Origin of the sequence: Hoylesella enoeca JCM 12259 (assembly GCF_000613405.1) — a bacterium.
Lineage (GTDB): Bacteria > Bacteroidota > Bacteroidia > Bacteroidales > Bacteroidaceae > Prevotella > Prevotella enoeca.
This window is the reverse complement of the sequence record NZ_BAIX01000006.1, coordinates 15,518-31,600: the sequence shown is the minus strand read 5'-3', so window position 1 is coordinate 31,600 and position 16,083 is coordinate 15,518. Positions and strand designations below refer to the sequence as shown.

Below are 16,083 nucleotides of genomic sequence, written 5' to 3'. Positions count from 1 at the left end.
TGTAGCACTAAAATTAAATGTTAGTTGCGTTATGGAAATAGTGAAAAAGCATCTTTATGACATTCTTGCGGTGGTGATGTTTGCGGTCATCTCCTTTGTCTATTTTATGCCAGCAGACATTGACGGGCGAATCCTCTATCGCATGATAGCTCTGCCGGACGAGGCGCTGGGCGTGAAGCAACCGAATATTATGAGCAGACAGGTGAACGAACACGATGGAGTAATTCTACATTCAGCGGCATGCCGACCTATCAGACTGCTCCATCTTATAGCAGCACCGACACATTGACAACTGTGATGAATGCCTACCATTTATGGCTTCCGGATAATGTTTGGTTTTTATTTGCTTATTTGCTTGGTTTCTATATTCTGCTTCGAGCTTTCGATTTTCGTGAACTTCTATCCGTTTTAGGCGCCATCATGTGGGCCTTTTCCAGTTATTTCCTTATTATTATTGCTGCTGGACACTTGTGGAAAGTCATGGCATTAGCGTATCTTCCACCTATGATTGCAGGTGTCGTGCTTACTTATAGAGGGAAGTATCTGTGGGGCTTCATTGTTACGGCGATCTTTGCGGCCTTCGAAGTCAAGGCCAACCACGTACAGATGACTTATTACTATCTCTTTGTCATCGCGCTGATGATCATCGCTTTTTTGGTGCAGGCCGTGCGAGAGAAACAATTAGCCCGTTTTATTAAAGCCACATCAGTGTGCATCGCAGCTGCAGCCATCGGAATATGTATCAATTTCAGTAATCTGTATCACACATGGCAATATAGTCAGGAATCAATGCGCGGCAAAAGTGAGTTGGTAAAACAAAATGCAACTAACCAAACCAATAGTGGACTGGATCGTGATTATATCACGCAATGGAGTTATGGCATTGGCGAAACCTGGACTTTGCTTGTCCCGAATGTCAAAGGGGGAGCTTCTGTTCCATTATCTCAGAATCCAAAAGCAATGGCGCAAGCCGATCAACAATATATGCAGATCTATCAGCAGCTGGGACAATACTGGGGCGAACAGCCGGGAACGTCGGGTCCCGTTTATGTCGGAGCATTCGTATTGATGCTGTTCGTCTTAGGACTATTCATTGTTAAAGGACCGATGAAGTGGGCATTGTTGGCTGCTACTGTATTGTCGATTTTGCTTTCGTGGGGGCGCAATCTGATGCCATTTACCGACTTTTTCATCGATTATGTACCGATGTATTCTAAATTCCGGACAGTGTCTTCGATTCTTGTCATTGCCGAGTTTACCATCCCACTACTTGCTATGATGGCGCTTAAAAAGTTGATCGATCACCCCGAAGTGCTTACTTGTCAAGTCAAGTACATCTATATTAGTTATGCTTTCACCGGAGGCGTGGCTTTGTTATTTGCTTTGGCGCCATCGTTATTCTTTTCAGATTATGTGTCTTCGTCTGAAATGGAAGCGATGAAAAGCATTCCCGCAGCGTATCTCAACCCCATGTTGATCAATCTTAAGCAAATGCGCGAAGCCATCTTTACCGCCGATTGTTGGCGCTCATTTTGGATTGTTACGCTCGGAACCCTTTGTCTACTGCTATTCAAAGCCCGTCGACTTCGTGCCCCATGGCTGATCAGCGCTTTGATCGTGCTCTGTTTGATCGATATGTGGCAAGTAGACAAGCGTTACTTAAATGATGATATGTTCGTAGAGCGCAGTGCCCGTGACATGCCACAACCGATGACCGCTACTGATAAGCAGATCTTGCAGGACAAAAATCTTGACTATCGAGTATTAAATTTGGCTTCAAACACGTTTAATGAAAACGAAACTTCTTATTATCACAAGAGCATCGGTGGTTATCATGCCGCTAAATTGAGGCGTTACCAGGAGTTGATCGAAGCCTACATCATGCCTGAAATGCAACAAATGATGCCTGCAATTGTCAAGGCACAGGGCGACATGACCCGTGTAAACGGTGATTCCATTTATCCCGTACTCAACATGCTCAATACGAAATACATCATCCTGCCGCTGCAAGAAGGACAAACGGCACCATTGCAGAATCCTTATACCTATGGGAATGCATGGTTTGTAGATCGTATTTCGTATGTAAATAATGCAAATGAAGAACTTGATGCCCTACGAAAGATCAATCTTCGTCATGCAGCCGTAGCCGACGTGAAATTTAAGTCGCAATTAGGTGAGACCATCCAGCAAGATAACGTATCAATGGTAAAGATCAAGTCGTATGCACCCAATCGACTGTCTTACGATGTAACATCAGATAAAGGAGGCATATTAGTCTTTTCAGAGATTTATTACCCAGGATGGGAAGCCACTGTCGACGGACAACCCGCAGAATTAGGACGCGTCAATTACGTGCTTCGAGCCATGCACATCCAGCCCGGACGGCACCAAGTGACATTGCAGTTTTTCCCTGCTTCCATCAAGAAGACAGAGACCATAGCTTATATTTCATATGCTATACTTATTCTTGTAATCTTAGTCGGCGTATTCGTTGATTGGAAAAAAAGGAAACAGAAATTGTAACCGATGAAGAAATTATTATCACTTCCCCCGAATCTTGTTGATTGTTTTCACGATATAACGGGACTGAATCGAGAAGAATGGTTCTGTTGTTGCGATCCCGTCGATCGAAAGCTCGGTTCGGGCGGAGGATCTGCGCATTTGCTGAAAGCGGCTTTTGAGGCAACGAATAATGGTCTTTCGTTCAACGATTGGCTATCAAATGAGAGGAGACTCATGCTTCACGCCGGCGGACAGAGCCGAAGGTTGCCGGCTTATGCGCCGTCGGGCAAAGTGCTGACACCCATTCCCGTGTTTCGTTGGGAGCGCGGTCAGCGCCTATCCCAAAATCTGCTCTCTCTGCAAATTCCGCTTTACGAGCGAATCATGCAGGCCGCTCCGCCGTCTATTCACACGATGATAGTCAGCGGAGATGTTTATATTCGTTCTTCCGAATCGATCGGACCCATCCCCGATGTTGATGTGATTTGTTATGGTTTGTGGCTCGGTCCGGAGATCGCCAAAGACCACGGCGTATTTGTTTCATCGCGAAAAACGCCATCATCGTTGAAGTGCATGCTTCAGAAACCAAGTGTTCACACGCTCAGCGAACTCCTCAATGAGCATTTATATCTCACAGATATTGGTGTTTGGTTGTTCAGTGATCGGGCCATCCAAGTATTGATGCAACGATCACAGCGCAATGGCGGCATCATCAATTACGACATGTACGGAGAATTCGGATGTGCTTTGGGCACCGATCCCACGATTCTTGATGCCGAAATCAATGATCTTCGCGTTGCTGTCTTACCATTGCCAGGCGGCGAATTTTATCATTTCGGAACCAGCCACGAGCTGATCTCGTCTACGTTAGCCATCCAAAATCTGGTGAATGATCAGCGCGCCATCATGCACCATTCGCGAAAACCGCATCCGGCCATGTTCGTACAAAATGCGGAAATACAAATCCCGATCACCGAAAGCAATCGAAATTTGTGGATAGAGAATAGCTATGTGAGCCATGGTTGGCATCTTCAGCACGATCACATCATCACCGGTGTGCCGCAAAACGATTGGAGCATCGTCTTGCAAGCAGGCCAGTGCATCGACATAGTTCCGATAGGGGAGGGGAGTGTGGCTCTTCGTCCTTACGGTTACGAGGATCTGTTCCGAGGCGATCTGCATTCTCCCGACACGATATTCATCGGAATGCCTTTCTGCAAATGGGCTACCGAGCGACAAATTGATATCAATCGCATTGCAGGAGCAACCGACTTACAGACTGCCTGCATTTTCCCCGTAGTGGAGAGGCTAGCCGATGCCGAGCTTATACTGCACTGGATGCTCTGCGAACCAAAGTTGGCGGCAGGTCGCGAATTATGGATGAAAGCTCCGAAAATTAGTGCCGACGACATAGCTACACGTGCCAATCTTCGCCGTCTTACGAACCAGCGGCAGCACTTCCGCATTTCCAATTGGACAACTTTGGCTAAGAATTATCGGCATAGCGTGTTTTATCAAATTGATCTGGATGATGCTGCACACGAATTTGCTGCCAATGATATTCCGTTGCCCACTCCGTTGTCCGACGACGAACAGTTGCTCACGCGCATTCACGACGCAATGTTTCGATCGGAAGTGCAACGTTTGCGCGGTGAGGATGGTTGGGAACATGAGCAAAAAGCCTTTGCGCTATTGCGTCAGGGGCTGATCGAGATGGCGTCCGGACGGTCGCAGTCTCCTCGAATGTCTGTTTATGGCGATCAAATTGTGTGGGGACGCAGCCCCGTGCGCATCGACATTGCCGGCGGATGGACCGACACGCCGCCCTATTGCTTGATGGAGGGCGGAAATGTCATTAACGTGGCTATCGAACTCAACGGACAGCCGCCTTTGCAAACCTATATTCGTCCATGCACAGAACCGCATATCGTGTTGCGAAGCATCGATCTCGGCGCTTCTGAGACAATTAAAACATATCAAGAACTTGCTGTATATAATCGGGTGGGAAGCCCATTCTCCATCCCCAAAGCAGCATTGGCTTTGGCGGGCTTCCTGCCCGATTATACGGCCGAACGCTTTTCATCGCTTAAAAAACAATTGCGAGCTTTCGGCTGCGGCATCGAAATCACGCTCCTCTCTGCGATTCCCGCAGGTAGCGGATTGGGCACGAGCAGCCTGTTGGCGTCAACGGTTCTCGGTGCATTGAGCGACTTCTGCGGACTGGCTTGGGACAAAAACGAGATTGGTTTGCGCACGCTCATTTTGGAACAATTGCTCACCACGGGTGGCGGCTGGCAAGACCAGTTCGGCGGTTTGCTGCCGGGCATCAAACTCTTGCAGACCGATCGAGGATTTGAGCAACATCCTGTGGTGCGCTGGTTGCCTTCCGAGCTTTACACACAAGCCGAATATCGCGCTTGTCATTTGTTGTTCTATACAGGAATCACGCGCACGGCGAAGAATATTTTAGCGGAAATCGTTCGCCGGATGTTTCTCAATCAGCACACAGAGTTAGAACAGCTACGTGCAATGAAAGCACACACGATCGAAATGTATGAAGCCATCCAACGGCAGAATTTCACCAAAATGGGCCGTTTAATACGTAAAACATGGATGCAGAATCAGGCACTCGACAGCGGAACCAATCCCGAGTCGATCCATCGTTTGACAGATTTGATCGATGATTTGTGTCTCGGTTATAAACTTCCCGGCGCCGGCGGGGGCGGCTATCTATATATGGTGGCCAAGGACCCCGATGCCGCGGCTCGCATCAAGCAGATCTTGACTGCCCATCCGCTGTATCCCAATGCTCGTTTTGTGGATATGACTTTGAGCAGGCAGGGATTACAGGTAAGCCGTAGCTGAACGCTATCCGACAAGATCACAAAAATAAAAAAACAAAAAGGAGGGATGAGAATCTATTTGCCAAAGCAAATCTGTCTTCATCCCTCCTCTTCTATTCTTCATCCTCTATTCATCCGGAACCACGGGGCGCGTGCCGTTTTTGTCGGTCACAGTTGGCCCATCTTCCGATGTCTTCTTATTGTTTTTACGTGCGGGAGGCGTACTCGTCTTGACTAACTTTTCTTTCTCCACTTTTACCCATATCACATTGTTGGCGTCTTTATTGACCATGAGTTGATACACAAAATGTTTCTCAAGACTCCGTCTCTTGATGCCTGTATAGGAGAGTATTTTTGGCGCATAATTCAATTCTTTCTCGAAGTCGGGCAAGTATTTGAGCAAAAGTTTTTCTTCGGAAGTCTGCTTCACAATGACTTCTTTCTTAAATCGTTTGATCTGCGTATTAACCTCTGCGATAAAGTCGGCATAATCGGCATCGCCTCAATCTCGGCATAAGCATTGATACGCCTGATCAGAGCCGTATAAGCCTGATCTGTCTTGGCTCGCGCATTCTTCATCGCGCCTATCGCCTGCTTGGAGTGTGCGGTGTTGCGATTAGAGAGTGCATCACGCACTTTGAGATTAGCAGCTCTCATTCCATCAAGAAACGGCTTGAGTCCGAGCAACGTCACTAATCCGGCAAATTTGGTTGAGAGATCTTCGATGAAATTAGTGAGGAGACCCGTCTCGCGGTCTAATTGCATCTTGGGATCAATTCCGTAATCAATAATATGCTGCCAAAGCTTATCCGCAGCTTGCTTCTGTGCACCGGCCGGGAAATGTCTGAAGCTCTTTACGCCATTGCGATAACCGCGAAAGTAATGCTCTCGCTGCTTATCGAATTGACTGATTACATCACTCAACTCGTCTTTTTGACTCATCACAAGCGCACCGTTTTCATCCAAGACAGCCGCCGCAAGTTGATCAACGAGATCTTTTACCTTGGCATAGACCTTCGCATTTTTTTTAGCTTTCTGCGACACATCACTCATAAAATTGTAATGTGCACCATTGTTCACTCTGCTTAAAGCAATTGTTTTAATTTCTGCTGTCATAATTTTTCTGTTTTTGTAGGTTAATGTTTAAATTACTTATCAATTTAGGTTTTCTCAATATTTTCTATTTTAGGAATAACGCATTGTAGGCATACAAAACGCATTTTCTTTTGTCGCGGACGCATTGTAGGCATACAAAACGCATTTTCTTTTGTCGCGGACGCATTGTAGGCGTACAAAACGCATTTTCTTTTGTCGCGGACGTATTGTAGGCGTACAAAATGCATTTTCTTTTGTCGCGGACGCATTGTATCTCTACAACGCATAATTCCCGAATTGATTGAGCAAATATAATGATTTTTTGTTTTGCTTCCAACATTTTAAAGCAAAAATCTTCCATTTATTGCTATTTTTCTTCTTCATTGCATAGAAAAAGGCGTCTCAGACGCCTTTTTCACATGTTTCCTTCAACGGTTTGCGTTCAGGCATAAGCATGCATTCCGCCGAGCACATAGTTCACGCCGAAATAGGTCATCAAAATGGATAGAAAGGCGATGAGCATGTAGAGATGATAAATCAGCGGTCGGCGAAGCATGGGCAGCGTACGCGTGTGTATAGCCGCAGCGTAGAAGAAGAATGCAGCAATGCCTAAAATCGATGGTTTTAAAAGTAAGTGCGGCTTCCTGAGTGCGTTCTAACCTTCAGGTCTGGAACTGTTAAGACTTGAATTGGCCTTCAACCAAACCTTCTCGAGTGGAAAGAGTGCACACATCCCCGCACTTATTTGTATGTTATCCATCTGTTTTGATATTGCAAAGATACGATGGGGAATCTTCTCCTGCAATACTCAAAAATTGGTAATTCACGTTATCCTCATTTTTAGGTATGATTTCCCCTCGTGCAAAAACATGTCTTTTGCACGATGAATGGATGTTTTTTGCACGACGATTAAGCGTTAATCGGAAGTTGAAAAACGCTTCGTCACAGCATTGCTGATCACAGGGTGGTGTGTTATCAACGAAAACAAGTGAAATAGATGAACAAGAGTGCGGCGATGATGATGGCGATCGAAATTAATCGGAACAAGCAGCCGGTCACCTTTTTTATGATGATCACGGCCATAACGATACCTACTAATACGAAGAGATAATACAAAAAACTTGAACTCATATACCTATTAAAGATTAAATCAGATTATTTGAGCAGGTGAAGGAATGGTGTGGGGATGGGCGTTTCAAATTCCATTCGCCTGTGCGTAATGGGATGATAGAAGCAGAGCACATAGGCATGGAGACACAAACGATTCAAGGGATTGTCTCCGTTGCCGTATTTCATGTCGCCGCAAACTGGATGCCCCATATCGGCGCAATGCACACGAATCTGATTTTTACGGCCGGTCTCCAAGCGAAATTCCACAAGACTGTGTTCGACTGTTCGTTTCAACGTGTGGAAATGCGTGATGGCATACTTGCCGCCGTTGTCGACCGGACTGGAATAAGTGACATAAGCCTTGTTGTCTTTGAGCCAATTGGCAACGGTTCCGCCGTCTTCTTCCATTTCGCCTGATACCACTGCCACATAACGACGGTCGTAAACGATGTGATGCCAATCGCGTTCGAACAATTGTTCTACTTCGATATCTTTGGTATAAATCATCAGTCCGCTTGTGTCTCGGTCTAACCGGTGCACCACATGGGCCGTACAACGCTGACGTGTGCGTCGAAAATAATCATCGAGCACGGTCTTCACGTTGAGCGACGCATGTCCTGCGGCCATTGAAAGAATGCCCACATTCTTCTCCACAACGACCAAATGGCGATCTTCATAGACAATTTTGAGGTAGCGACTTTTGAACGTATCGTTTTTCTTCGATTTGCTTACGGCTACTTTCATACCCGGTTTGAGCGGGTAATTATATTGCGTCACCTGCTTGCCATTTACTTTGATGCCTCGCCCTTGCAGTGTGGCTTTGATCTTGCTTCGGCTTTCTTTTTTCAGCGTTTCAAGCAACCATGGCAGCAATTCGGCATTATGATCAACGGTATAGATGTCGTATCCGTCTCCATTTTGTGATGTATTTGTTCTCATTCGGCCGCAAAGTTACGATATTTTTATCACAGAGTGTGCACGCATCAGCCTTTTTCTCCATGCTGTTTAACGGCTAAACGCAACGCGATATTTGGTTTATCGGGATATTCTTCGTAACTTTGCACACGGTTAACAAGTGAACAGGTAAATGCAGTAAATGAGTGTTTGGTAGTAAACGATAGGTTAAAAAATCCTCATTGACTTGTCAACTGTTAACTTATCAACAATAATATATATAAGGAATGATAACAGTTACGAATCTTGCAATTCAATTCGGAAAGAGAGTTCTTTACAAAGACGTCAACATCAAATTTACTAACGGCAACATCTATGGCGTAATCGGAGCCAACGGTGCAGGTAAATCGACGCTGCTCAAAGCCATCAGCGGCGAATTGGAACCGAATAAAGGAACCATCGAATTGGGACCGGGCGAACGGCTCTCGGTATTGGATCAGGACCATTTCAAGTATGATCAGTATCGTGTTCTCGATACAGTTTTGATGGGACATAAGCCTCTTTGGGACAATATGAAAGAGCGTGAGGCTCTCTATTCGAAGCCGGAGATGAGCGAAGAAGACGGTAATCGCGCGGCCGAATTGGAAGACAAGTTTGCCGAAATGAACGGCTGGGAGGCCGAAAGCGATGCAGCACAGATGCTGGGCAACCTCGGTGTAAAAGAGAATTTGCACGAAAAGCAGATGAGCGAACTATCTAATAACGAGAAGGTTCGCGTGATGTTGGCCAAAGCTTTGTTCGGACATCCCGACAATCTGTTGCTCGATGAGCCGACTAATGACCTCGACCTCGACACGGTGCAATGGTTGGAAGAATATTTGGGTAACGTAGAACAAACAGTGCTTGTGGTCAGTCACGACCGTCACTTCCTTGATGCCGTGAGCACCCAGACCGTAGACATCGATTTTGGTAAGGTGAGTGTCTTTGCTGGTAACTATTCGTTCTGGTACGAGAGTTCGCAATTGGCATTGCGTCAGGCACAGAACCAACGTCAGAAAGCCGAAGAGAAGCGTAAGGAATTGGAAGAGTTTATCCGTCGTTTCTCTGCCAATGTGGCTAAGAGTAAGCAGACCACAAGTAGAAAGAAGATGCTGGAGAAACTGAATGTAGAGGAGATTCGTCCGTCGAGTCGCAAATATCCGGGCATCATTTTTCAAATGGATCGCGAGCCGGGAAATCAAATTCTCGAAGTGGATGGTCTGAAAGCGATAGACACAGACGGTACAGTGCTCTTCGATAACGTGAACTTCAACATCGAGAAAGGTCAAAAAGTGGTGTTCCTTAGTCATAATCCGAAGGCAATGACAGCACTTTTTGAGATTATCAACGGCAATCGCGAGGCCGATGCCGGCACATATAAGTGGGGCGTGACAATCACTACCGCTTATCTGCCTCTTGATAACACAGCTTTCTTCAACAGCGATCTCGACTTAGTAAACTGGCTCAGTCAGTACGGCCCAGGTAACGAAGTCGTAATGAAAAGCTATTTGGGAAGGATGTTGTTTTCGGGCGAAGAGGTGCTGAAAAAAGTCAATGTGCTTTCCGGAGGAGAGAAAATGAGGTGTATGATAGCCCGAATGCAGTTGAAAAATGCCAACTGTTTGATTCTCGATACACCGACCAACCACTTGGATTTGGAGAGTATTCAGGCCTTCAACAACAATCTGACAGGATTCAAGGGCAATGTTCTCTTTGCCAGTCATGACCACGAATTCATTCAAACTGTGGCCAACCGCATTATCGAATTGACGCCGAACGGCACCATCGATAAGCTGATGGACTATGACGACTACATCTATGACGAGGGCATTAAAGAACAAAAAGCAAAGATGTATACCATTTGATACCACGCATATATACGCCATTTCTGACACAGGTCCGTGCTAAACGAGACCTGTGTTGATGCGTATTCTGAGCAAGAATGGCAAGCTTTTTGCTACCATTGACATAAAATCAAAAAACGAGCAATGATGAATCAGAAAAAACAAAAGATAGACATAAAAGACGGAAACATTGCAGGCAATGAAGAGATGACGAATCAATGTTCTGAAAATGAGAATCAAACGACCTGCGAAACTGACCCGAACGCCTCAGATGAGCCAGCTGACGAAAAGGCAGAAAACCAAGATTCGTTGGCAGAAGCCAATGCAGAAATCGAAGAATTGAAAAATAAATATCTGCGTACTGTGGCCGAATTTGAGAACTATAAGAAGCGAACGCGCAAGGAAGTAGCTGATTTAATCCTCAACGGAGGCGAGAAAACGGTGGCTGCTATACTACCCATCATAGACGATATGGAACGAGCTATTGACAATGCAGCAAAGCCGAAGACATAAAAGCACTTGAAGAAGGTTGGGAACTGATATTCAAGAAGCTGATGAAAACGCTCGAAAGCCTCGGTGTTAAGAAGATCGACACCGACGGGAAAGACTTCGACGTAGACTATCACGAAGCAGTTGCAATGGTTCCAGGTATGGGCGACGACAAGAAAGGTAAGGTAATCGACTGCGTTCAGGCTGGTTATATGTTGAATGATAGGGTTATCCGTCACGCGAAAGTTGCAGTCGGGCAATAAGTATACATTTAATGAAAGGGCCCCAAAGACCCTTTCATTTTTATTTTATCCATCTTTTACAAATGGCAAAGAGAGATTACTACGAGGTCCTAGGCGTTGAAAAGACTGCCACAGACGACGAAATTAAAGTGGCGTATCGGAAAATCGCTATTAAATATCACCCCGATCGCAATCCCGGCAATAAAGAAGCTGAGGAAAAATTCAAAGAAGCTGCAGAAGCATATGACGTATTACACGATGCGCAGAAGCGACAACAGTATGACCAATTCGGTTTCGACGGTCCTGCAGGAGCTGGTGGTTTCGGTGGATTTGGTGGCGCCGGAGGCTTCTCAATGGATGATATCTTCTCGATGTTCGGCGATGTTTTCGGAGGACATAGCGGTGGATTCGGAGGTTTCGGAGGTTTTAGCGGTGGCAGACAACGACCGCAATATCGAGGGGCTGATTTGCGTTTGAAAGTTCGTTTGTCGCTTCAAGAGGTGGCAACAGGTGTTACCAAGAAATTCAAAGTCAAGAAAGACGTCACTTGTTCACACTGTCACGGAAGCGGAGCAGAAGGTGGTAGCGGCACAGAAACGTGTCCGACGTGTCATGGTCAGGGTGTAGTGGTCAAGACAGTACGTACAATGCTCGGTATGATGCAGACCCAAACGGAGTGTCCCACGTGTCATGGTGAAGGCTCGGTCATCAAAAACAAGTGTCACGAATGTGGCGGAAGCGGTGTTGTAAAAGGCGAAGAGGTGGTTGAAATCAATATTCCTGCGGGTGTAGCTGAGGGTATGGTGGTCAACGTTCAAGGTAAAGGCAACGCCGGTCCACGGCAAGGTACCAACGGAAATATCCAAGTTCTGGTTGAAGAAGAGCCTAACGATACTTTCATTCGCGATGAACAAGATGTAATTTACAATCTTCTCTTAGACTTTCCGACGGCAGCACTCGGTGACGAAGTCGAGATTCCGACCATTGAAGGTACCAAAGTGAAGATTAAAATAGAGCCTGGAACGCAACCGGGCAAGACGCTCCGGTTGCGCGGCAAGGGATTACCCGCCGTGCAAGGTTATGGTACCGGCAAGGGCGATTTAGTAGTAAATGTCAGCGTTTATGTACCAACCACATTGAGCAAAGACGAAAAAGCGATGGTGGAAAAGATGCGCGGAAGCGATAACTTTAAGGGAGACGCCGAGACAAAGAAGTCTATTTTCGAACGATTTAAGAACTATTTCAATTAAAAAATACAGGTGCAGACCAGCTCAAAGAGGCTTGGTCTGCACCTTTTTTATATATATACGATGAACTATCGAGAAACAGTTGAATACTTATTTAATAGTACACCCGTCTTTGAACATGTCGGAGCCTCTGCCTATAAAGAAGGTTTGTCCAATTCATTAGCCTTAGATGCGCATTTCGGACATCCGCATCGGACATTCAAATCCATTCATATCGCAGGCACAAACGGCAAAGGGTCTTGTTCGCACAGTATCGCTTCGGTACTCCAATCGGCCGGATACAAGGTGGGACTCTATACATCTCCGCATCTCATCGACTTTCGTGAGCGCATCCGAGTCAATGGTATTTGCATCAGCGAACAGGCTGTTGTTGATTTCGTTGAGCAGGAACGGGCGTTTTTCGAACCGTTGCATCCCTCGTTTTTTGAGTTGACCACGGCGCTGGCTTTTAAATATTTCGCCGAACAAAACGTTGATTTTGCAGTTGTTGAAGTTGGACTCGGTGGTCGATTGGATTGCACCAACATCATCACGCCTATCTTGTCAATCATCACCAATATCAGTCTTGACCATACGCAATTCCTTGGTGACACACTGGAAAAGATAGCCCGAGAGAAGGCCGGGATTATTAAAAGGAGCGTTCCGGTGGTGATTGGAGAATCAACAGAGCAAACTCGCCAAGTCTTTCAAAATCAAGCTGATAAGCAAGGAGCACCTATCACGTTTGCAGAAGACGCTTTCCGGGTGTGCGATTCGATATCTTTTGCAGGACAATTAATCGTTTATCGCACGCCAAATAATGGTGAGTTGCAGAGCGATTTAGGTGGAGTCTATCAGCGAAAGAATATGAACACCGTCTTGTGTGCATTGGATCAACTGCGCGAGATGGGTATTCTGAAAGGTGAGGAATGCGTCAGAGACGGTTTAGCTCATGTCTGCGAACGCACCGGTTTGATGGGACGTTGGCAACAAATACAATCTAATCCTACCGTGATCTGCGATACCGGACACAACGTTGGAGGCTGGGAGTATCTGAGTAAACAGCTCAATGACCTGCGATGCAGGCAACTCCGAATCGTTTTCGGAATGGTAGACGACAAAGATATAGATACCGTTATGAGTCTGCTACCTGCTTCCGCGCAATATTATTTCACACGAGCTACGACCCAACGGGCCATTCCTGCACAGCACGTTAAGGAGATTTCGCTTCGTTTCAAACTACAAGGAGAAACTTTTCCGACAGTTGCCGAAGCCTATCAACAAGCTCTTGAAGATGCTGATAAAGATGATTTCATCTTCGTGGGAGGCAGCAGTTATATCGTTGCAGATTTCCTTTCGTTTCTCCACCAAATGAAACACGTGCATTACAATTAATTGTTTTTAACTCAAAATTGCTCGCATTTTTCCCATGTTCGCTTGCTAAACTCAGTTTTTTTCAGTTACTTTGCAACAAAGTAAAATCACTAAAAACTTACTGATATGACGAACACGGTGGAGACAGAAAACATTTGCGGTCTGAAACGTAAGGACTTTCAGACACGCATTGACGGAAAAGATACCGACTTATACATTCTTAAAAACAGTGAGGGTAATGAAATAGCGATTACCAATTACGGTGGAGCATTAGTGGCAATCATGGTTCCAGATAAAAACGGTAACCGTGCCAATGTCATCCAAGGACACGATAATATTCGGGAAGTAATAGAGAGTCCCGAGCCGTATCTGTCCACTTTGATTGGCCGTTACGGCAATCGCATCTGCAAAGGAAGATTTCAACTACACGGCAAAGAATACAGTTTACCTATCAATAACGGTCCGAATTCACTGCACGGAGGTAAAAAAGGCTTTAACGCCAAGGTTTGGGAAGCGCTCCAAATGAATGATCACACATTGGTTTTAAAGTATGTAAGCCCTTACGGTGAGGAAGGTTTCTCGGGCGAACTCAAAGTAACTGTCGTTTATACGTTTACTAATGATAACGAATTAGTTATCGATTATATGGCTACAACGAATAAACAGACCATCATAAACCTTACTAATCACGGATACTTCTCATTGGCAGGAATCGCCGATCCGACACCAACAATCGATAATCTTATTTGTGAAATCAATGCAGACTATTATCTGCCGATTGATGAAACCTCTATTCCAACAGGTGAAATCCGCTTTGTCAAGGGTACGCCTTTTGATTTCCGGACACCTAAAACTATTGGACAGGACATCGATGCAGATAACGAACAAATAAAGAACGGTGCCGGTTACGACCACTGCTACGTACTGAATAAGAAAGAAGAAAGCGAACTTAGCTTTGCAGCTCGCATCAAAGAGCCCATCAGCGGACGTACAATGGAGGTCTATACCACCGAACCGGGTGTACAACTCTATACAGATAACTGGGCCGACGGCTATAAAGGGCAGCACGGAGCGACTTTCCCACGCCGCAGTGCCATCTGTTTTGAGGCGCAACACTTCCCTGATAGTCCGAACCATCCCTACTTCCCATCCGTCGTTTTGAAGCCGGGCGAACAGTATAAGCAGAAAACAATCTATCGATTTGGTGTTGAGAAATAAAGCAGAACACATCTGAAGAATCATTTAATATTACGAAATATGGATATAGAATATGTAAGAAGTCGTTTCATCAAACATTTTGATGGAAAGACAGGAAATATCTATGCGTCTCCCGGCCGTATTAACCTGATTGGCGAGCATACGGATTATAATGGCGGATTCGTTTTTCCCGGAGCCATCGATAAGGCATTATGGCCGAAGTAAGACCCAATGGTTTGCAGACAATAATGTGCTATTCTATCGATTTAAAAGACCGCGTGGAATTCAAAGTAGACGATCCAGTAGGTCCGAGAGCCAGTTGGGCGCGTTATATCTACGGCATTGTGCAAGAGATGCGGAAGTTGGGCGTCGACGTAAAAGGCTTCAATACGGCTTTCGCAGGCGATGTTCCATTGGGCGCTGGAATGTCTTCATCGGCTGCATTAGAGAGCTGTTTCGCTTTCGCTCTTAACGACTTGTTCGGCGATAACAAGGTTTCCAAATGGGATATGGTGTTAGCCGGCCAGGCCACAGAACACAATTATTGTGGCGTGATGTGCGGTATTATGGACCAGTTTGCCAGTATCTTCGGGCAGAAAGGCAAGTTAATGCGTCTTGATTGTCGTTCGCGCGAGTTTGAATATTTCCCTTTCGATCCGAAAGGTTACAAACTCGTGCTGCTCAATTCGTGCGTAAAGCACGAACTGGCAGGCTCTCCTTACAACGACCGTCGTAATAGTTGCGAAAACGTTGTGAAGCATATCGCCGCCAAACACCCTGAATCCAAGTTCGAGACTTTGCGTGACTGTACGTGGGAACAACTTGAAGAAGTACAGGCAGAAGTGGGCGAAGAAGACTACAAACGTGCTCATTTTGTTCTCGGAGAGAAAGATCGCGTCTTAGCAGTCTGCGATGCACTCAATGCCGGGGACTATGAAACCGTAGGCCGAAAAATGTATGAAACCCACGAAGGACTTAGCAAAGAATACGAGGTTTCGTGTGAAGAGCTGGACTATCTCAACGACATTGCCAAGGCAAACGGCGTTACCGGCAGTCGCATTATGGGCGGAGGCTTCGGCGGTTGCACCATCAACCTCGTAAAAGACGAACTTTACGATACTTTCATTACAGATGCAAAGGCTAAGTATCAGACTAAATTCGGTAAGGAACCGAAAATCTACGACGTAATCATCAGCGATGGTTCGAGAAAGATTTGCTAATCCGAAAG

8 protein-coding genes and 3 pseudogenes are annotated in these 16,083 nt (G+C 45.8%); 8 read left to right on the top strand and 3 right to left on the bottom strand.

The features are described 5' to 3' along the window. The first annotated feature begins 31 nt into the window (after positions 1 to 31). Both JCM12259_RS13625 and JCM12259_RS03390 read left to right on the top strand, forming a co-directional pair. Positions 32 to 2,523: pseudogene (locus JCM12259_RS13625) on the top strand (YfhO family protein). Positions 2,524 to 2,526: 3 nt separating this feature from the next. Beyond that, positions 2,527 to 5,367 carry a bifunctional fucokinase/fucose-1-phosphate guanylyltransferase gene (locus tag JCM12259_RS03390; protein WP_025065413.1) on the top strand — a complete coding sequence of 947 codons (2,841 nt, stop codon included), beginning with the start codon at positions 2,527 to 2,529 and terminating at the stop codon, positions 5,365 to 5,367. Positions 5,368 to 5,472: 105 nt separating this feature from the next. Here the strand turns inward: JCM12259_RS03390 and JCM12259_RS16895 are convergent, their stop codons facing one another. From JCM12259_RS16895 to JCM12259_RS03365, 3 genes are all read right to left on the bottom strand, one after another. Beyond that, entirely contained in the window at positions 5,473 to 5,775 is a 303-nt protein-coding gene (locus tag JCM12259_RS16895) for a hypothetical protein (RefSeq protein ID WP_199898770.1), read from the bottom strand. Next, complete coding sequence (locus JCM12259_RS13620; protein WP_199898769.1) at positions 5,772 to 6,461, bottom strand: DUF6261 family protein; 690 nt, start codon at positions 6,459 to 6,461, stop codon at positions 5,772 to 5,774. The genes JCM12259_RS16895 and JCM12259_RS13620 overlap by 4 nt, the downstream gene beginning before the upstream one ends. A gap of 1,134 nt (positions 6,462 to 7,595) precedes the next feature. Further along, entirely contained in the window at positions 7,596 to 8,489 is an 894-nt protein-coding gene (locus JCM12259_RS03365; RefSeq protein ID WP_025065412.1) for an RluA family pseudouridine synthase, read from the bottom strand. Positions 8,490 to 8,731: 242 nt separating this feature from the next. Between JCM12259_RS03365 and JCM12259_RS03360 the strand changes: the two genes are divergently transcribed. The 6 genes and pseudogenes from JCM12259_RS03360 to galK all read left to right on the top strand — a co-directional run bounded on the left by JCM12259_RS03360 (position 8,732) and on the right by galK (position 16,075). Further along, positions 8,732 to 10,348 (top strand): ABC-F family ATP-binding cassette domain-containing protein, encoded by a 1,617-nt coding sequence (locus tag JCM12259_RS03360; protein ID WP_025065411.1) that lies wholly within the window; start codon positions 8,732 to 8,734, stop codon positions 10,346 to 10,348. A 126-nt stretch (positions 10,349 to 10,474) separates the two neighbouring features. Then, positions 10,475 to 11,079, top strand: a pseudogene (locus JCM12259_RS13615) (nucleotide exchange factor GrpE). Positions 11,080 to 11,141: 62 nt separating this feature from the next. After that, a complete protein-coding gene (gene dnaJ, locus JCM12259_RS03350; RefSeq protein WP_025065410.1) occupies positions 11,142 to 12,308 on the top strand; it encodes a molecular chaperone DnaJ in 1,167 nt (388 codons plus the stop codon). Between the two features lie 60 nt (positions 12,309 to 12,368). Beyond that, positions 12,369 to 13,679 carry a bifunctional folylpolyglutamate synthase/dihydrofolate synthase gene (locus JCM12259_RS03345; RefSeq protein WP_025065409.1) on the top strand — a complete coding sequence of 437 codons (1,311 nt, stop codon included), beginning with the start codon at positions 12,369 to 12,371 and terminating at the stop codon, positions 13,677 to 13,679. A gap of 105 nt (positions 13,680 to 13,784) precedes the next feature. Beyond that, the gene (locus JCM12259_RS03340; RefSeq protein ID WP_025065408.1) at positions 13,785 to 14,876 is read left to right on the top strand and encodes an aldose epimerase family protein; all 1,092 of its coding nucleotides are present in this window, start codon (positions 13,785 to 13,787) and stop codon (positions 14,874 to 14,876) included. Between the two features lie 39 nt (positions 14,877 to 14,915). After that, positions 14,916 to 16,075: pseudogene (galK, locus tag JCM12259_RS13610) on the top strand (galactokinase). Positions 16,076 to 16,083 lie beyond the last annotated feature (8 nt).